This window comes from Streptomyces sp. Ru72, assembly GCF_002920635.1.
GTDB lineage: Bacteria > Actinomycetota > Actinomycetes > Streptomycetales > Streptomycetaceae > Streptomyces.
In genome coordinates this window covers 29,381-46,985 of sequence record NZ_PQSR01000030.1, presented here as the reverse complement: position 1 = coordinate 46,985, position 17,605 = coordinate 29,381, and the positions used below count along the sequence as shown (strand labels likewise).

The 17,605-nt window shown below is 70.3% G+C and carries 18 protein-coding genes; 7 read left to right on the top strand and 11 right to left on the bottom strand.

All coding sequences use genetic code 11. The features are described 5' to 3' along the window. Positions 1–40 precede the first annotated feature (40 nt). Entirely contained in the window at positions 41–490 is a 450-nt protein-coding gene (locus C3488_RS16710; protein ID WP_103840228.1) for a hypothetical protein, read from the top strand. Positions 491–691: 201 nt separating this feature from the next. Here the strand turns inward: C3488_RS16710 and C3488_RS16705 are convergent, their stop codons facing one another. The 7 genes from C3488_RS16705 to C3488_RS16675 form a co-directional block, all read right to left on the bottom strand. After that, positions 692–1,258, bottom strand: coding sequence for a hypothetical protein (locus C3488_RS16705; protein WP_103840263.1), 567 nt, complete (start codon positions 1,256–1,258; stop codon positions 692–694). A gap of 210 nt (positions 1,259–1,468) precedes the next feature. Continuing rightward, positions 1,469–2,152 carry a uracil-DNA glycosylase gene (ung, locus tag C3488_RS16700; protein WP_103840227.1) on the bottom strand — a complete coding sequence of 228 codons (684 nt, stop codon included), beginning with the start codon at positions 2,150–2,152 and terminating at the stop codon, positions 1,469–1,471. Positions 2,153–2,242: 90 nt separating this feature from the next. Then, complete coding sequence (locus C3488_RS16695) at positions 2,243–3,826, bottom strand: ABC transporter substrate-binding protein (protein ID WP_103840226.1); 1,584 nt, start codon at positions 3,824–3,826, stop codon at positions 2,243–2,245. Positions 3,827–4,078: 252 nt separating this feature from the next. Then, complete coding sequence (locus tag C3488_RS16690; protein WP_103840225.1) at positions 4,079–4,837, bottom strand: SDR family oxidoreductase; 759 nt, start codon at positions 4,835–4,837, stop codon at positions 4,079–4,081. A 19-nt stretch (positions 4,838–4,856) separates the two neighbouring features. Further along, a complete protein-coding gene (gene fabG, locus C3488_RS16685; protein ID WP_103840224.1) occupies positions 4,857–5,618 on the bottom strand; it encodes a 3-oxoacyl-ACP reductase FabG in 762 nt (253 codons plus the stop codon). A 171-nt stretch (positions 5,619–5,789) separates the two neighbouring features. After that, complete coding sequence (locus tag C3488_RS16680; RefSeq protein WP_103840223.1) at positions 5,790–6,173, bottom strand: DUF3037 domain-containing protein; 384 nt, start codon at positions 6,171–6,173, stop codon at positions 5,790–5,792. Then, positions 6,170–6,985, bottom strand: coding sequence for a HipA family kinase (locus C3488_RS16675; protein ID WP_258053459.1), 816 nt, complete (start codon positions 6,983–6,985; stop codon positions 6,170–6,172). The genes C3488_RS16680 and C3488_RS16675 overlap by 4 nt, the downstream gene beginning before the upstream one ends. A gap of 327 nt (positions 6,986–7,312) precedes the next feature. On the opposite strand from C3488_RS16675, the gene ctaD reads away from it, so the two are divergent. Both ctaD and C3488_RS16660 read left to right on the top strand, forming a co-directional pair. Continuing rightward, positions 7,313–9,031, top strand: coding sequence for a cytochrome c oxidase subunit I (gene ctaD, locus C3488_RS16665; RefSeq protein WP_103840222.1), 1,719 nt, complete (start codon positions 7,313–7,315; stop codon positions 9,029–9,031). After that, positions 9,028–9,420, top strand: a complete 393-nt coding sequence (locus C3488_RS16660) for a cytochrome c oxidase subunit 4 (RefSeq protein ID WP_103840221.1) — start codon at positions 9,028–9,030, stop codon at positions 9,418–9,420. The genes ctaD and C3488_RS16660 overlap by 4 nt, the downstream gene beginning before the upstream one ends. Positions 9,421–9,462: 42 nt before the next feature. On the opposite strand, the gene C3488_RS16655 is transcribed toward C3488_RS16660, so the two are convergent. After that, complete coding sequence (locus tag C3488_RS16655) at positions 9,463–11,103, bottom strand: ubiquinol-cytochrome c reductase cytochrome b subunit (protein ID WP_181139050.1); 1,641 nt, start codon at positions 11,101–11,103, stop codon at positions 9,463–9,465. A gap of 399 nt (positions 11,104–11,502) precedes the next feature. Between C3488_RS16655 and C3488_RS16650 the strand changes: the two genes are divergently transcribed. Continuing rightward, positions 11,503–12,306 carry an acetate uptake transporter family protein gene (locus tag C3488_RS16650; protein WP_103840220.1) on the top strand — a complete coding sequence of 268 codons (804 nt, stop codon included), beginning with the start codon at positions 11,503–11,505 and terminating at the stop codon, positions 12,304–12,306. 88 nt (positions 12,307–12,394) lie between these two features. Beyond that, complete coding sequence (locus tag C3488_RS16645) at positions 12,395–12,955, top strand: hemerythrin domain-containing protein (RefSeq protein WP_103840219.1); 561 nt, start codon at positions 12,395–12,397, stop codon at positions 12,953–12,955. A 125-nt stretch (positions 12,956–13,080) separates the two neighbouring features. On the opposite strand, the gene C3488_RS16640 is transcribed toward C3488_RS16645, so the two are convergent. Both C3488_RS16640 and C3488_RS16635 read right to left on the bottom strand, forming a co-directional pair. Then, a complete protein-coding gene (locus C3488_RS16640) occupies positions 13,081–14,874 on the bottom strand; it encodes a chloride channel protein (protein ID WP_258053458.1) in 1,794 nt (597 codons plus the stop codon). Between the two features lie 357 nt (positions 14,875–15,231). Beyond that, positions 15,232–15,480: a hypothetical protein gene (locus C3488_RS16635; RefSeq protein WP_103840260.1), complete on the bottom strand. Its 249-nt coding sequence runs from the start codon at positions 15,478–15,480 to the stop codon at positions 15,232–15,234. Between the two features lie 140 nt (positions 15,481–15,620). Here C3488_RS16635 and C3488_RS16630 point away from each other — a divergent pair, with 140 nt between their 5' ends. Both C3488_RS16630 and C3488_RS16625 read left to right on the top strand, forming a co-directional pair. Further along, the gene (locus C3488_RS16630; protein ID WP_103840217.1) at positions 15,621–16,187 is read left to right on the top strand and encodes a MarR family winged helix-turn-helix transcriptional regulator; all 567 of its coding nucleotides are present in this window, start codon (positions 15,621–15,623) and stop codon (positions 16,185–16,187) included. A 179-nt stretch (positions 16,188–16,366) separates the two neighbouring features. Continuing rightward, positions 16,367–16,864 (top strand): Rieske (2Fe-2S) protein, encoded by a 498-nt coding sequence (locus tag C3488_RS16625; protein ID WP_103840216.1) that lies wholly within the window; start codon positions 16,367–16,369, stop codon positions 16,862–16,864. Here the strand turns inward: C3488_RS16625 and C3488_RS16620 are convergent. Next, the gene (locus tag C3488_RS16620) at positions 16,851–17,516 is read right to left on the bottom strand and encodes a cysteine hydrolase (RefSeq protein WP_103840215.1); all 666 of its coding nucleotides are present in this window, start codon (positions 17,514–17,516) and stop codon (positions 16,851–16,853) included. The two genes, C3488_RS16625 and C3488_RS16620, sit on opposite strands and share 14 nt — an antisense overlap. Positions 17,517–17,605: the final 89 nt, after the last annotated feature.

Here is a 17,605-nt window from a genome sequence, read left to right as displayed (position 1 = left end):
CCGCTCCCCGAAGCGGCGCCGACGCAGCAGAGTTGCGCGCGTGCACCGAACGACGACGACCGCAACGCTCCTGGTCTCCGTGGCCGTCTCGGCCCTCGCCGGCTGTGTGACCGTCCAGCGACCGCCGAATACCGGCCCGCCGCCCGCGTCCTCGCGTCCTTCATCGCCGCGCCCCGACGGCAGCGGGGAACCACGCGTCGTCCAGGCGCCGGCGCGGGAGGCGCTGGAGATGGTCGGCCCCTCCCCCCGCCCGTCGCCGCCCCCGGCCAACCCGGACCGCGCGGACGGGTCGGCGCCGGCCGCGCCGCGCCGTACGGCGGCGGCCCCACCCCCGAAGCAGACCCGTCCGGCTCCCCACGTCGAGGTACCGCCGGCCGTCTCCGACGCGTTCCCCAAGGACACAGGCGTGTGCGCGCTCGGCCGCAGGTACGGGGGATGGAAGCCGGACAGCCCGGAGGCGACCATCTGCCGGGACACATACGGGCGTTGAGCCCTGGGCCGGTTCGCCGAGTCCAGCCTGCCCCCCGGCGCCTGGCACGCCCGCCGCCGCGTCAAGGGCCTGGGAGACCCGGGTCGCGTTGTCGTCGGTCGCCGGCTGCCCCCGCTCGCACGTGCTCGCGCGGCGGCACCCGCATCGTGGCCGCGTGGTCCGCCTCCGAGCGGGACGTAGGGAATGTGACGACAGAGGGGCCTACAGCCGCTGTCTCGGCGGCCCCGGAGTCCCGTCTCCCGGGCCGTCCCTGGGACCGGGTCCGGGTCTGCCGGACGGCGGTTCCTCCGCCTCCCCCGCCGCGAGCCGTCGCTCCAGGCGGCCGATCGCCGCTCTGATGCCCTCGCCGTAGCCGTCGTCGCCGAGCGCGCCGACCGCGGCCCGGGCCAGGCGCAGATGGGCGCGGGCGGCCTCGCGGCGGCCGAGCTTGACGTAGTCGGCGGCCAGGTTCAGCTGGAGCGAGGGGTACAACGCGTGTGCCGCGAGAGCGCCCTCGTGGTCGGCCAGGCGCTCGTCGGTGAGCTCTCCGGCGGCGGACAGCGCTCTGAGGTCCCAGGCGAGCTCGTCGGCCGGGTCGTCCTGGGTGTCCGCCATGTAGTGCGCCAGAGTGCAGCGGTGCAGCGGGTCGCCGTCCTCGCCGATCTCCGCCCACAGCCCCAGGAAGCGGTCCCGGGCCTCCTCGCGGTCGCCGGCGTGGTGGAGCATGACGACCTGTCCGATGCGGGTCATGACGTCGTCCGGCGCCGCCTGTTCCTGTCGCTTCGCCACCGCGCCCTCCATGCTCGTCACCGTCATCACGACGCTAACCGCCGCCACTGACAATGAGGCTCAGGCAGCTCCGTACGGCACTGGGCCAAGCCGGTGACGGCAGGTCAGCCGGCGACCGCGACACCGGCCGCCCGGCCGCCCGCGCGTTCGTGGAGGACCCCCGCCGTGCCCTCCGTGTACGCGCGGCCGCCCGGCCTCGCCTCCCGGGTGTCAGCCCAGGTTCGGGATCGTCCAGTCGATCGGCTCGTGTCCCTGCCGGGCCACCGCCTCGTTGATCTGCGTGAACGGACGGGAGCCGAAGAACTTCTTCGCCGACAGCGGCGAGGGGTGCGCGCCCTTGACCACCGCATGCCGCGTCTCGTCGATCAGCGGCAGCTTCTTCTGCGCGTAGTTGCCCCACAGCACGAACACCGCCGGGTCCGGCCGTCCGGCCACGGCACGGATCACCGCGTCGGTGAACTTCTCCCAGCCCCTGCCCTTGTGCGAGTTCGCCTCGCCGCCGCGCACCGTCAGCACCGCGTTCAGCAGCAGCACGCCCTGCTCGGCCCACGGCATCAGATAGCCGTTGTCCGGGATCGGCGTGCCCAGCTCCTCGTGCATCTCCTTGTAGATGTTGCGCAGCGAGGGCGGGATCTTGACCCCGGGCCGGACGGAGAAGCACAGGCCGTGGCCCTGGCCCTCGCCGTGGTACGGGTCCTGGCCGAGGACGAGCACCTTCACCTTCTCGTACGGCGTGGCGTCGAGCGCGGCGAAGACCTCCTCGCGCGGAGGGTAGACGGGACCCTTGGCACGCTCGTCCTCGACGAACTCCACGAGCTCCTTGAAGTAGGGCTGCTGCAGTTCGTCGCCCAGAACGCCCCGCCAGGACTCCGGCAGCATGGCGATGTCGGTCACGTCAACTTCCTCCGATGTGCGGTCACTTCCAGTACGGAACCTACAGGCGACCACTGACAACCGGCGTGCGGCCCCCGCCCCGGGGTCCCGCTACCAGCTGGTCTTCCGGTACAGCTCCCACATCATCATGATCGTCGACGGGTCCAGCGCCCGCTCCCCACCGGAGATGTCCTCGCTCGCCGCCAGGAACTGCTTGCCCTGCCACAGCGGCAGCAGCCGGGCGTCGTCCACCAGGATCTGCTGGGCCTGCTGGAACTCCTTGACCACGTTGGCGCGGTCGCTCTCGCGCCGCGACTGCGGCAGCAGCACCTTGCTGATCTCCGGCGACGGATAGGGCGTGCCCAGCGCGTTCTGCTCGCCGACGAACGGCGCGATGTAGTTGTCGGGATCCGGGAAGTCGGGGAACCACCCGCGACCGAACACCGGGTACTCGCCCTTCTGGTAGCCGTCCACATACGTCTTCCAGGGGCGGCTCTTGAGGGTGACCTGGAACAGGCCGGAATTCTCGAGCTGCTGCTTGAGCGCCTGGAACTCCGGGCCGGTCTCGGAGCCGTACCGGTCGGTGGTGTACCACAGGGTCAGCGGGACCCGCTGGGTGATGCCCGCCGCGGAGAGGATCTTGCGGGCCTTGGAGGTGCTGGGGTCCCCGTAGTCGTCGAAGAACGGCGTGGTGTGCCCGGTCAGGCCCGCCGGGACCATGGAGTAGAGGGGTTCGACGGTGTCCTTGTAGACGTTGTGGGCGATCGCGGCCCGGTCCACCACCTGGGCGACGGCCTTGCGGACGGCGAGCTTGCCGGCCCACGGGTCCTTCGGGTTGAACACCAGGTAGCTGATCTCGATGCCGGGGTTCTCGACGAGCTGGATGCCGCCCGAGGACTCGCGGCGCTGAAGGGCCACTATGTCGGAGGAGGCGAGACCGCGGTAGGTGATGTCGATCTTGTGGTTCTTCAGCGCGTCGACCATGCCGGCGGAGTCCTGGAAGTACCGGATGGTGACGGCGTCGTTCTTGCGGTCGGCGTAGCCCTCGTAGCGGCCGTTGCGGACGAGCCGGGCCTCCTTGCCGTCCTCGTAGGACCCCAGCGTGTACGGCCCCGACCCGGTGATCCCGCCGTCGTCGCGCACCCGCGTGGCGGGGTAGTCGGCCGGGTCCACGATCGACATGGCCGGGGTGGCGAGGACGAACGGGAAGGTGGCGTCCGGTTCGTTCAGGTGGAAGACGACCTCGCGGTCGCCTCTCACCTCGACCCGCTGGAGGCTGCCGAGCAGCCCCGCCGGGCCGCCGGACACGTTGATCCGCTTGATCCGGTCGATCGAGTACTTCACGGACCGGGCGTCGAGCTTGTCCCCGTTGGAGAACGTCAGCCCCTTGCGCAGGACGCAGCGGTAGACGAGGTTCGTCCGGTCGGTGAACCCGCAGCTCTCGGCCGCGTCGGGCCCCGGCAGAACGGCGCCGTCGGGGTAGTTCAGCAGGGTCTGGTAGACGTTGCGGAACAGCTCCCAGGAGCTGTCCCAGGACGCCGCGGGATCGAGGGTGCTCGGCGCGCTGGTGGTGCCCACGACGATCGGCCCCTTGTCGTCGGAGGACTCCGAGGAGAGCGCACCGCAGCCGGCCACCAGGGAAAGGGACGTGATCGCCGCCAGCCGACGCAGACGGTTCCGGTTGAACACGCGCACACTCCTCGATCTGCCGTACCAGGGGTCGGCGGCAGACCATACCGCAGCACCCCGCCGACGGGACCGGTTCGGTGACGGCTGTGACCTGCGCGTTTCATGACGACGTTGTCATCAGTCCGAGTGTCTCGTGTACATCGACACGGGCGCCCCTTGTGTCAAGAGGCGCCCGTGTCGCGGGTCTGTGTGAGGGGCTCGTGTCAGGGGCCCGTGTCAAGGGCCCGTGTCAAGGACCCGTGTAGAGGACCCGTCCCGTCAGACCGCGGCGTTCAGGTAGTGACCGCCGTCGAGGACGAGCGTCTGGCCGGTGATCCAGTCGGACTGGTCCGAGGTCAGGAACGCGGCGGCGCCACCGATGTCGGAGGGCACGCCGAGCCGGCCCAGCGGGTAGGACGCGGCGGCCTCCTCCTCGCGGCCCTCGTACAGGGCCTGCGCGAACTTGGTCTTCACCACGGCCGGCGCGATGGTGTTGACCCGCACCTTGGGCGCGAACTCGTGTGCGAGCTGCAGGGTGAGGTTGATCATCGCGGCCTTGCTGATGCCGTACGCGCCGATGAACGGCGAGGCGTTGAGCCCCGCCACGGACGCGATGTTGACGATGGCGCCGCCGTTGTCCTTCTGCCAGGCGTGCCAGGTCTTCTGGGCGAAGCCGAGCGCCGAGACGACGTTGGTCTCGAACACCTTGCGGGCCACGTTCAGGTCGAGGTCGGCGATGGGACCGAACACGGGGTTGGTCCCGGCGTTGTTGACCAGGAAGTCGACCCGGCCGAAGGCTTCCATGGTGCGTGCCACGGCGACGGCCTGGTGGTCCTCGTCGTGCGCCTTGCCGGCGACGGCGATGACGCGGTCGGCGCCGAGCTTCTCGGCGGCCTCCTTCAGGGCCTCCTCGGTGCGTCCGGTGATGCAGACGCGGTCGCCGCGGGCGACGAACGCCTCGGCGATGCCGTAGCCTATGCCGCGGCTGGCGCCCGTGATGAGGGCGACCTTGCCGGAGAGTGCGGGCAGTTCAGTCATGTGTGCGTGCCCCCCGGCCCTAGTCGAGCGGTCCGCCGGCGACGTACAGCACCTGGCCGGAGACGAATCCGGCGGCCTCGCCCGTGAAGAAGGCGATCGCGTTGGCGATGTCCTCGGGCTCGCCCACGCGGGCCACGGGGATCTGGGTGGCGGCCGCCGCCTTGAAGTCCTCGAAGCCCATGCCGACGCGCTCGGCGGTGGCCTTGGTCATCTCGGTGGCGATGAAGCCCGGAGCGACGGCGTTGGCGGTGATGCCGAACTTGCCGAGCTCCTTGGCCAGGGTCTTGGTGAAGCCCTGCAGACCGGCCTTGGCGGCGGAGTAGTTCACCTGGCCGCGGTTGCCGAGCGCGGAGGACGAGGAGAGGTTGACGATCCGGCCGAAACCGGCGTCGACCATGTGCTTCTGGCAGGCCCGGGACATCAGGAAGGCGCCGCGCAGGTGGACGTTCATGACGGTGTCCCAGTCCGAGACGCTCATCTTGAACAGCAGGTTGTCGCGCAGCACGCCCGCGTTGTTGACGAGGATGGTCGGCGCGCCCAGCTCCTCGGCGATCCGCGCGACGGCCGCCTCGACCTGGGACTCGTCCGAGACGTCACAGCCGACGGCGATGGCCTTGCCACCGGCGGCGGTGATCTTCTCGACGGTGTCCTTGCACGCGGCCTCGTCGAGGTCGATCACCGCGACGGCACGGCCCTCGGCGGCCAGTCGTACGGCGGTGGCGGCGCCGATGCCGCGCGCGGCGCCGGTGACGACGGCGACCCGCTGATCGGTGGTGGACATTGGTGGTTCTCCTCGCCCTTGGAAAGCCTGGAACACCTTCGGAACGTCTGTTGAAAAGCTTCTGCGGCTGACGGCGCTCTCTCGATGAGCGACCGCTTAGTACCTTCAGCAGACGTGACGCTAGAAGCCCTGGCACCCGGTGTCAACGGCACACCCGGCGCATGTGATCCATTACCTCACCAGGAGGCCCAGCAACCGCTCCGCCTCGGCCGCCGGGTCGGCGGTCAGCCCGGTGTGCACGGGCCCGGGCTGCACGACCGTGGAACGCGGCGCGATCAGCCAGCGGAAGCGCCGCCCGGCGTCGTCGCGCGCCGCCTGCCCGGCCGCGGCACCGCCCGCGCACACGCCCTCGACGGCACTGAGCGCGGCCCGCACGCCCGCCACGTCCGCGTCCGGGTCGAGGGCCAGCAGTTTCCGCTCGTCGAGGTGCGTCCGGGCTGCGACGAACGACTTGGCGCGGCAGTAGACCAGCACGCCCGCGTTGATGCACTCGCCACGCTCGATCCGCGGCACGACCCGCAGCAGCGCGTACTCGAAGACGTCCCGCTCGCTCACTTGTCCCCCTGACCGGTCCGAAGGCCCTGGATGCGTTCGTGGATGACGGCGGCGCGGGCGAGCAGCGGCCGTTCGTAGGCCCGGCGCAGGTCCTCCGGGGAGTCGAAGCCGGGCTCGCCGGTCAGCCACTCGTCCGGGATGTGGGCGGTCACCTCGGCCAGCAGTTCCTCGGTGACGAGGGGCGCCAGGTCGGCGGCGGCACCCGCGACGTCCGGCGCGAAGGGGGCGAGGGCGTGATCGGAGGCGTCGTAGGGGCGCGCGGCGGAGGCATCGGCGCCGGGCCAGTTGTGGTGCCAGATCATGGTCGCGCCGTGGTCGATGAGCCACAGGTCGCCCTGCCACATCAGCAGGTTGGGGTTGCGCCAGGAGCGGTCCACGTTGCCCACCAGCGCGTCGAACCAGACGATCCTCCCGGCCTCCTTTGGCTCGACCCCGAACGCGAGCGGGTCGAAGCCGATCGCACCGCTCAGGAAGTCCATACCGAGATTGAGTCCGCCGCTCGCCTTGAGCAGCTCCTGCACCTCCTGGTCGGGTTCGCCGAGGCCCAGCACCGGGTCGAGACCGAGGGTCACCAGACCGGGTACGCGCAGGCCGAGCCGGCGGGCGAGTTCGCCGCAGACGACCTCGGCGACGAGCGTCTTGCGGCCCTGTCCGGCCCCGGTGAACTTCATGACGTAGGTACCGAGGTCGTCGCCCTCGACGAGCCCTGGCAGGGAACCGCCCTCACGTAGTGGCGTGATGTAGCGGGTCACAGTGACCCGCCTCAGCGTCGTCCCCGGCCCCACGACTCTTCCTACCTCCGAGCAGCCCATCAACGGCTCCGCGCTTGCTTCCGGTGCCTGCGGCCTCCGGCATGAAGTGAGCATAGTAACCGAGCGTGACAGCCGGCGAGCAGACGTGTGGCGCGGTGGACTGCCGTCGCCCTCCGCCGGAAGGTGAGTGAACCCGTATGGCGCCGCCGCGTCACACGCGACGAACGGTCATCTCTGGCATGTTGATGCTCCCGGTACGCCGACGTCGGCGGCCGCCGTCGGTACGTCCGCGCCAGGCCGCCCGGCCGATCCAGACCTATCGCCTCTCTCGGGGAACGACCGGCCGAATGCTGACCGGTGGGCTGGTTCAGCGCGTGGAGGGCGCCCATGTCACAGACACTGCCAGGGCCGGGCGAGCCGCAGGTCACGACCCGTGAGCCTCGGGTCCCCGCAGCGGAGCGCATCAGGGACTACCTGACGACCACCGACCACAAGAAGATCGCACACCTGTACTTCTTCACCTCGTTCGGGTTCTTCCTGTTCGCCGGCGTGCTGGCGATGATCATGCGTGCCGAACTGGCCCGCCCCGGACTGCAGATCGTCACCAACCAGCAGTACAACGAGCTGTTCACGATCCATGGCACGATCATGATGCTGCTGTTCGCCACCCCCACCTTCGCCGGGTTCGCGAACGCCGTCATGCCGCTGCAGATCGGTGCCCCCGACGTCGCCTTCCCCCGCCTGAACGCACTGTCGTACTGGCTGTTCCTCTTCGGTGGGCTGATCGTCGTTTCCGGCTTCTTCGTCGATCAGGGTCCGGCGGCGTTCGGCTGGTTCGCCTATTCACCGCTGAACGACGCGGTCCACTCCCCCGGCCACGGCGGCGACCTGTGGGCCATGGGCCTGGCGGTCGCGGGCGTGAGCACCACACTCGGCGCCGTCAACTTCATCGCCACCATCCTGTCCCTGCGGGTCCCGGGGATGACCATGTTCCGGATGCCGATCTTCACATGGAACATCCTGTTCACCTCGATCCTCGTGCTGCTGGCCTTCCCGGTGTTCACCGCGATCCTGCTGGCCCTGGTGGCCGATCGCGCCTACGGTGCCCACATCTTCGACTCCGCCACCGGCGGGGCACTCCTGTGGCAGCACCTGTTCTGGTTCTTCGGCCATCCGGAGGTCTACATCGTGGCGCTGCCGTTCTTCGGTGTCGTCACGGAGATCATCCCGGTGTTCAGCCGAAAGCCGGTATTCGGGTACGGCGGCATGGTGGGCGCGACGATCACCATCACGGTGCTGTCGGCCACCGTGTGGGCTCACCATATGTTCGCCACCGGAGCAGTGTTGCTGCCGTTCTTCTCGTTGCTGTCGTTCCTGATCGGCGTGCCGACGGGGGTCAAGTTCTTCAACTGGATCGGCACCATGTGGCGGGGCAGCGTGTCCTTCGAGACGCCGATGCTGTGGTCCGCCGGCTTCCTGGTGACCTTCCTGCTCGGCGGTCTCAGCGGCGTGATCATCGCCTCACCGGCCCTGGACTTCCACCTGACCGACAGCTACTTCATCGTCGCCCACCTGCACTACGTGCTCTTCGGGACGATCGTCTTCGCCATGTTCGGCGGCTTCTACTTCTGGTGGCCGAAGATGACGGGCAAGCTGCTCGACGAACGCCTGGGGAAGATCCATTTCTGGACGCTGTTCGTCGGCTTCCAGGCGACCTTCCTCGTTCAGCACTGGCTCGGGGAGGTCGGGATGCCCCGCCGTTACGCGGACTATCTGCCCACCGACGGCTTCACCACCCTGAACACCGTTTCCACGATCGGCGCCTTCCTGATCGGTGTCTCCACCCTGCCCTTCCTGTACAACGTGTGGAAGACCGCGCGGTACGCCCCCAGGGTCGAGGCGGACGATCCCTGGGGCTGGGGCCGCTCCCTGGAGTGGGCGACCTCGTGTCCCCCGCCCCGGCACAACTTCACCGCGCTGCCCCGCGTACGGTCCGACTCCCCTGCGTTCGATCTGCACCACCCCGAGGTGCGTCAGGAGCTCGGTCCGCCGGAACGCGGCACCGTGGAGCCGACCCCCGACCCCCTGGGAGAGCAGAGCGAATGAAGTCCGAGGGCTACCTCTTCGCCGGCGTGGCGCTGTTCTTCCTCCTCACCGACGCCGCGTACATCTGGTTCGCTCGCGAGCCCGCCGGCATCGCCGCGCTGAGCGTGTCGTTCGGCATGTCGTCGGTCATCGCGTTCTTCTGCCTGATCAACTACCGGCGCAAGGGTCCGCGCCCGGAGGACCGCCCGGACTCCGACGTCCGTGAGCGCAGCGGCACGATCGACTTCTTCCCGCCGCACAGCGTCTACCCGGTCGTCACCGCGCTGGGCGCGGCGGTGATCGCCATCGGCATCGTCTACGGCGTGTGGATCATCCTCATCGGCTTCGGTCTCCTCTGGCCCGGCGTCCTCGGCATGGTCTTCCAGTTCGGGACTCGAGAGAGCCATTGAGGCAGGTGCGCTCCCTCCCCTGCCGTCCCCGCGTCGGACCGGTCACTCCTGGCCGTCGACTCCGCCCGACACCGGATCCGCTGTGCGGCCCGTGATCTGCAGCCGTTCCTCCGCCGTGGTGGGCAGTTCGACCCGGTCGCGGTAGTACCACGAGCTCAGTGACGCCTTGAGGCGACGGCGCATCGGTGCCTGACGGCCCGGATGCTCGAGCGGCCGGGGAAGTTCCCTCACCAGCAGGCGGTAGCGCCGCTCCCGGCCCAGACGGGCATGACGCTCCCCCATGCCGCCCGCGAGGTCCTGACGCACCACGCCCGTCTCCTCGCCCTCCCGGTACAGCTGCCGCTCATGCAGCTGCAGCGCCAGACACAGGCGCCTGGTGAGGAGGTGAGCGAGGACCGGGCCGACGATGAGAACGATACGGAAAAGCCAGGTGAGGCCGTTGACGGAGACTCCGAACTCATAGGCCATCACGTCGTTGCCGCCGGCCATCAGCAGGACGGCGTAGAAGACGATGCCCGCCACTCCGAGCCCCGTGCGCACCGGCCGGTCGCGCGGCCGGTCGCACAGATGGTGCTCCACCAGGTCCCCGGTCACCCATCGTTCGAAGACGGGGTACAGGTACAGCACGACGAACAGCAGCGCGGGCAGGACGACCGCGGGCAGCAGGACGTTCCACATGAAGGTGTGGCCGGCGACGTTCGTCTCCACGCCCGGCATCAGCCTCAACGCCCCCTCCAGGAAACCGACGTACCAGTCCGGCTGGGCGCCGGTGGAGACCTGGTCGGCCCGGTAGGGGCCGTAGGCCCACACGGGATTGATCTGTGCGACCGCGGCCAGCAGCGCCGTGACGCCGAAGACGATCAGGAAGAGGCCGGTCGACCTGGTGACGAACGAGGGATACATCGGCTGTCCCACCGCGTTCCGGTTGGTCTTCCCGGGTGCCGCCCACTGCGTGTGCTTCAGGTACACCACCATGACCAGATGCACGGCGATGAGGGCGATCAGCAGGCCGGGCGCGAACAGCACGTGCACGATGTAGAGCCGCTGACCGAGCATCTGGCCGGGGTAGGAGCCGCCCCACACGAAGAAGGCCAGATACGTCCCGACGACCGGGATCGACAGCACGATGGTGTGGGCGGTGCGCAGGCCCGTGCCGGACAGCAGGTCGTCCGGCAGGGAGTAACCGCAGAAGCCCTCCAGGAGGGCGAGCAGGAACAGCGTCACGCCGATGACCCAGTTCAGCTCCCGCGGCCGGCGGAACGCGCCGGTGAAGAAGATCCGGAGCATGTGCACGCCGATGGCCGCGACGAAGACGAGGGCGGCCCAGTGGTGCATCTGACGGATCAGCAGGCCACCGCGCACGTCGAAGCTCACATGGAGCGTCGAGTCGTACGCCTTCGTGACCAGCAGGCCCCGCAGGGGCTTGTACGAACCGGCGTAGGTCACCTGGGCCAGGCTCGGATCGAAGTAGAACGTCAGATAACTGCCGGTCAGGACCAGAACGACGAAGCTGTAGAGCGCGATCTCACCGAGCAGGAACGACCAGTGGTCGGGGAAGGCCTTGCGCAGCAGCTGTCCGGCCAGCTCCGAGACGGGCGCACGACGGTCCATCACCACGTAGGCCTGGAACGCCGCCTGCCTGGCCTTCGCCTCCAGCCTCGCCCTGCGTCGCCGCACCAGCACGCCGCACCACGCTCCTCCACGTCCCGTCGCCGCACCGGCGTGCCGCGCGGCTCGGCCGGCCGCACGGCACGCCGCGAGTCCCGAGTGCCGCGTCACCCCATCTTGATCGCGACCTCGAGGCACCGGGCGCAGGCGTGCCGAGGGCACACGCTTTTCAGCGGCGACCGGGTGCCGAGCGGCGCCGCAGGCACGTCACCGATGTGTCAGGTACCGGTACCGGCGCCCCGGCCGACATGGTGTTCCGGCAGGCGGTCAGCGCCTCGTGGATGAGCGGCACCGGCGCCCCGCCGTGCGCGCTCGGCGCGGCCGGGTTTTGCTGGAGGTGTGGGCAGGGCCGTGCCTGCTTCGCCGCCTGCCAAGGGAGCGACCCCGCAGGCGGACCGGAAGGAGTGAATCGCCATGGCCGAATACCAGGGACAGGAGCCGCGTCCCGAAGCCTCCACTCCCGGCGCGCAGGGCCCGACGTCCGGAGCGCCTTCGGAACCCACGACGAACGACGCCGCCGAATACGAGGCGTGGCTCGCTCGCAGCCGCGTGATGCTCACCCCCATCGCGGCCCCGTCGATTCTGGGCCTGTTCGGCTACGCCACCGCCACCTTCATGGTGGCGTCCAACCTCGCCGGGTGGTGGGGCAACAAGATCGTCTCCCCGATCATCCTGGCGCCGCTGGTCATCTTCTTCGGCGGTGTGGCCCAGCTCGCCGCCGGCATGTGGGCCTACCGGGCGCGCGACGCCGTCGCCACGGCCATGCACGGCACCTGGGGAGCCTTCTGGCTCGCGTGGGGCATGATGCAGCTGATGGTGGCCGGCGGTCTGCTGCCGCTGGACACCACCCTCACCGAGGCGTTCGGCTTCTGGTGGATCGGGCTGTCCCTGACCACCCTCTTCGGGGCACTGGGGGCACTGGGCAGGAACCTGGGGATGTTCCTCACCCTGGCTCTCCTCGCCGCCGGATCGGCGTTGCAGGCCGCGGGCACCCTGGCCGGCGCGAGCAGTGTGATCACCGCCGGCGGGTGGGTGCTGGTCGCCTCGTCGGCCGCCGCGTTCTACACCGCGGGCGCCATGATGCTCGAGGAGTCCTTCGGCGGCCGGGTCGTCCTGCCACTGGGCCGCTGGAGCCTGCGCGGCAACCTGCCCGGCCACAGGGTGACACGCCCCTTCGAGTACGCCGCCGGCATGCCGGGCCTCAGGGCCGGACAGTGACCGTCGCGCGAAGAGCTGCGGCCGTGGTCCCGCGGCTCGGTCCTGGCGCACGACACCGGTCGGGGCGGGACGTCACCAGGGAGTGGGAGTGGGCACTCGCAGCGGCATCATCGAGGTACTGACGGCGGACCACCGGCGGATCCAGCGACTTTTCGACCGCATCCGTTCCTCGGCGCCCGGCAGCGACGAACGGAAGACCCTCGTGGAGCAGGTCGGCATGAGTCTGGTCCGCCATGCGGTGGCAGAGCGGGAGCACTTGTATCCCGCGGTGCGCCGATTCGTGGTGGACGGCGATGCCTGGGCGGACCGCGCACTCGCCGGGCACTGCCGGATCGAGGAGTTGCTGAGCTCCCTGGAGGCTCAGCAACCGGACAGCGCGGAGTTCGGGCACCTCCTGCTGCCCGTGATCAACCGGGTGACCGAACACGTCGTCGAGGAGGAGCAGCTTCTCTTCCCACGCCTGCAAGCGGTGTGTCCCGCCGAAGTCCTGCAGGATCTCGGTGCGAAGGCCCGCGGCACGGAGGCTTCCGCACCCGCCCGGCCGCGGCCGGGCGCACCGGAACCGGCCCTCCTGGTCAGGGCCACCGCACAGTTCTCGGGCCCCTGCGACCGCCTGCGCGACCTCGTGACACGCCGCGGCCGTCGGTGACTCCGGAGGTGCGGCGTCCGGTCGGCGTCACGGGGTCGCGTTGTGCCGATGCTGTGCCGTCTCCCGGGGTCCGTGCGGGTGTCCGGTCCGACGGAGAGCCTCTTGGGCAAGTGATGCGGGACGGGTCAGTTCGTGGCTGGGGCTGGGGCGCGCCGGAGCCTCAGAGTGAGGACACGTTCGGCGTGGTGCTCCTCGTGGAGGTCGATGCGGCGGGCGGTGAGCAGCTGGCGCAGGCTGATGATGCCCTCCACGCGGGGCCGCTCGTCGCGGGTGACGACGAGCAGGCGGGTGACGTCGTGCCGGGCCATGCGGTTGGCCAGGGCCCGCAGCGTCTCGTCGGGGTGGGCGGTGACCGCCGGGACGGCCAGTTCGCCGAGCGGGGTGGGGTCGGCGGGATCGGCGTGGATCATCCGGCTGCGGGTGACGACGCCGACGACGTCGCCGTGGGCGTCGAGCACGGGGTACAGGCGCTGGGCGAGAAGCCGGCCAGGGTCGCCGGCGTCGTGCGCCGCGCGCAGCGAAGTGGTGATCTCACCCGCCGTGCGGTCGCTGCCGAAGGTCACTGCGGCGGGGGTCTCCAGCTGGCGGACGAGGTGGACCTCGAGCGGGTCGACGGAGTACTCGCGGGTGAGATGCAGTCCGCGCCGGGCGAGCTTCTCGGTGAGGACCGAGCGCTTGAGGAGGATGACCGACAGCAGATAGCCGGCCGACGCGGTGATCACCATGGGGATCAGCGCGTTGATCTCGTGGGTGAGCTCCAGACAGAAGACGATGCCGGTGAGCGGGGACCGCATGACGCCGCCGAGGACTCCCGCCAGTGACACCAGGGCCCAGAAGCCGGGGCTGACATGGGGGAAGACCAGGGCTTCGGCGGCTCCCAGGGCGCCGCCGACCATGAACATGGGGGCGAGCACACCGCCGGAGGTGCCCGAACCGAGGGACAGGCCCCAGATGAGGGTCTTCACGACCAGGACCCCGACGATCAGGCCGACCGTGGCGTGTCCGGTCAGCAGTCGGCCGATGACGTCGTAGCCGACACCGAGGGCGCTCGGTTCGATCAGGCCTCCGACGCCGATGATCGCCCCGCCGATGGCCGGCCACCACATCCAGTGGATGTGCAGGCGGGAGAACACGTCCTCGGAGAAGTAGACGAGGGCGGTCGCGCCCAGGGCGAGCAGTCCGGCGGCTGATCCGGCGACGACGCACAGACCATAGGCGGGAAGGGGGAGGCGGTCGGGCACGTGGGCACCGCCGAAGAGGGGTGCCGTGCCCAGCAGCGGTCCGCGGACCAGGGTGGCGGTCACCGAGGCGACGGCGACCGGCAGGTAGGAGCGGGGCCGCCATTCGAACAGCAGCAGTTCGACGGCCAGCAGGATGGAGGCGAGGGGTGCGTTGAAGGTCGCGGCCATCCCCGCGGCGGAACCGGCGACGAGCAGTGCCTTGCGCTCGTCGGTGGTGACACGCAGGAACTGGGCCAGGAGGGAGCCGACGGCGCCGCCGGTCATGATGATGGGGCCCTCTGCTCCGAAGGGCCCGCCGGTACCGATGGAAATGGCGGCCGACGTGGGCTTCAGGACGGCGACGCGGGGCTGCACCCGGCTGCCGCCCACCAGGATCGACTCGATCGCCTCGGGCATGCCGTGCCCCCGGATCTTCTCCGAGCCGTAGCGGGCCATGAGACCGATGACCAGACCGCCGATGACAGGCATCACCAGCAGCAGCCATCGGTGCGCGGTGTCGGCCGGCATGGCGGTGCCGAAGCCGAACCGCCAACGGAAGCTGAGATTGGTGATCAGGGCTATCAGCTTGAGCAGGCCGGCGGCCACCAGGGCCGCGACGGCACCGACGGGTGCGGCCAGCGCGGTGATCATCACCACGCGCGTCGGTACGTGGAAGTCACCCAGGTGCGCGATCTTCACGGCGGCGTAGGAAGACCGCTTATGACGCTGTGGGCGGTTGCGGGCACTCGGCCGGGATCTGGTGGGTACGGACGCGGACATGGCACCTCCGGTGGATGCGGCGGCAGGGGCAGCGGTGGCCGCCGGTTGTTCGGGTCGGGTCCCGGGCCGTGCCGACCCGGGGGCAGGGTCGGGCGGGCGCGGGGACGGCGGGCGGCGGGCGGCGGGCGGCGGGCGGCGGGCGGCGGGCGGCGCTGCCCGTGCGGTCGGCGGGTATCCGTGAGTGGGGCGGCGCGAGCCGGAGCCGGGCGGGCTCCGGCACGGCAGACGGACGCGCGTCGTTGCGCGTCCGTCAACGGTGAGGAGGCAGGGCCTTCCTCAGATCAGCGGAGGGCGTGCGGACAGCACCCGGCCGGGACGCAGGATGCGGATCCTGCGGCCTCCGCACACCCGGCAGGTGTTGTCCGTGAGCGGTGAGGACACCCGTACACCGCCCCTGACGCGGTACTCGGCGCGCAGACGGCCTTGGGCGTCCCGGACATGCCGGATGTCGTACCGGCCCTCCCAGGCGTGCCCGCAGCGCAGGCAGACGAACGAATAGGCTTCGTGTATCGGCTCGCTTCTCATGGTCATCACCCTCGTCGCCGGCACGGTCACGCGGTCCGGCCGGTGTATCGGCGATCCTATCATTGCATTCTGCAATGGTAACCAAATGTGAGCGAGTGGGAGCCCGGCCGTTCGTGGACAGACAGCGGAACGAGGAATGCATGACTCAGCAGGACCACGACGAACAGCAGCCCCTGCGGCATCCGGCCCCATTCGAAGAGGGAGCGGACCACGAAGCGGAACAGGTCACCCTTGCGGTCATGGCCGCGTCCCGGCTCATCGTCGCGCTGTCCGCCCGCGCCCTCGCCTCGGTCGACGTGTCGCTGACCCTGCCCCAATTGCGCTCGCTGGTCGCGCTGCACACCTGCGGCCCCGTCAATCTGGCCGCTCTGGCCGCCACCCTGGGCGTCAACTCCTCCACGGCCCTCCGCATGGTCGAACGCCTCGAGTCCCTGGGCCTCATCGACCGGCGGGTCAACCCCGACAACCGCCGCCAGGTCGTCCTGCGACTGACACCGGCGGGTGGGGAGCTGGTCGAGCGGGTGCTCAGCCATCGACGGGCCGAGATCCGCGCCCTGGTGGAGCGCCTGCCCGCACAGCAACGCGCCGGTCTCGTCCCGGCGCTCAGGGCCCTGACCGCCGCGGCGGACGACCTGGGACTGGACCTCACGGACGAGACCGGCCGCCTCGCCGGTCTCGTCGACAACCCGCTCAACCCCACCCCGTAGAGCGGCCCCGCACCGACGTCCCGTCCGGGCGCATGTCCATCTGACAGCGGAACGACAGGCGTGTTTTACGCCTCCCTCATCCCGGACAGGTCAGGATCTCGACGGGGTCTGAACGGTCGGTGCCCGCAGACCGTACCTCCGTACAGATTTACGGAACGTCCGTGGAAGGGAACGTCAGCATGACCAGCGAATCGCTTCAGCCCGTCTCGGCGCCTGCCCGCCGCAGTGTCGTGGCGGCGGTCGGGGTGACGGGGCTCGCCGTCGCGCTGACCGCGTGCGGAGGCTCGGACGACACGTCGTCGTCGAGTCCGTCCGGTGCGCAGGACAGCAGCAACACGAGCACCGCCGCCACGGGCGGGGGCGGCGGCGCCGCCGCGGCCGGTTCCGGCGGCACGGCGCTGGCGAAGACCTCGGACATCCCCCAGGGTGGCGGCAAGGTCTTCGCCGACCAGGGCGTGGTGGTGACCCAGCCGTCGGCGGGCACGTTCAAGGCGTTCTCCTCCAAGTGCACCCACGCGGGCTGCGCGGTGAAGGACATCTCGAACGGCGTGATCAGCTGCCCGTGTCACGGCAGCCAGTTCTCGGCGGCCGACGGCAGCGTGAAGAAGGGCCCGGCGACCCAGCCCCTGCCCGCGGCGAAGATCACCGTCTCGGGCGACGAGATCAAGCTGGCCTAGTCCCGCCTCGGGGTGTGCGGCGCGGGGGTGTGAGGCAGGTCAGCAGCTCGTCGGTGGTCGTGACGGTGGCGACCAGGGAGAGGGTGTTGCGGATCATCGCGGGGGTGTAGTCGGAAGGCACCCCCGCGATGGCGTCCGCGGGCACCACGGCGGTGTAGCCGCGGTTGACGGCGTCGAACACCGTGTTGGGGATCGCGACGTTGGCCGAGACGCCGGTGACGACCAGGGTGCGGCAGCCCAGGTTGCGCAGCAGTGCGTCGACCTCGGTGCCCGCGAGGGGCGACAGTCCGTGCAGCCGGCGGACGACGAGGTCCTCTTCCCGCACCTCGATGGGCGCCGCGACCCGCACCGCCCTGGTGCCGGTCAACTGCTGGACGGGGAGCCGTTCGGCCGCGTGGAAGAGGCGGGCGTTGCGGCTGGCACCACGACCGTCCGGGCGGCGTTCGGCGATCGCGTGGATCACCTGTACCCCGCCCTCGTGGGCGGCGGCGACCAGCCGGGCGACGTTGGTGAGCGCCCCCGAGGAGCGCGCCTCGCGGGCCAGTTCGGGCAGCGCGCCGTCCGGGCCCACGACCCCCTGCTGGCACTCGACGGTGAGCAGCACCGTTGCCGGAAGGTCCAGGAGGTCCCTGAGGTGTTCGCGCGACGGCATGGCTCCCCCTGTCGTCGACGGTCCGAGGCGGCGAGGCTAACGACCATTGAGGACGGACGGAAGACCACCCATTCTTTTCTGACGTGATG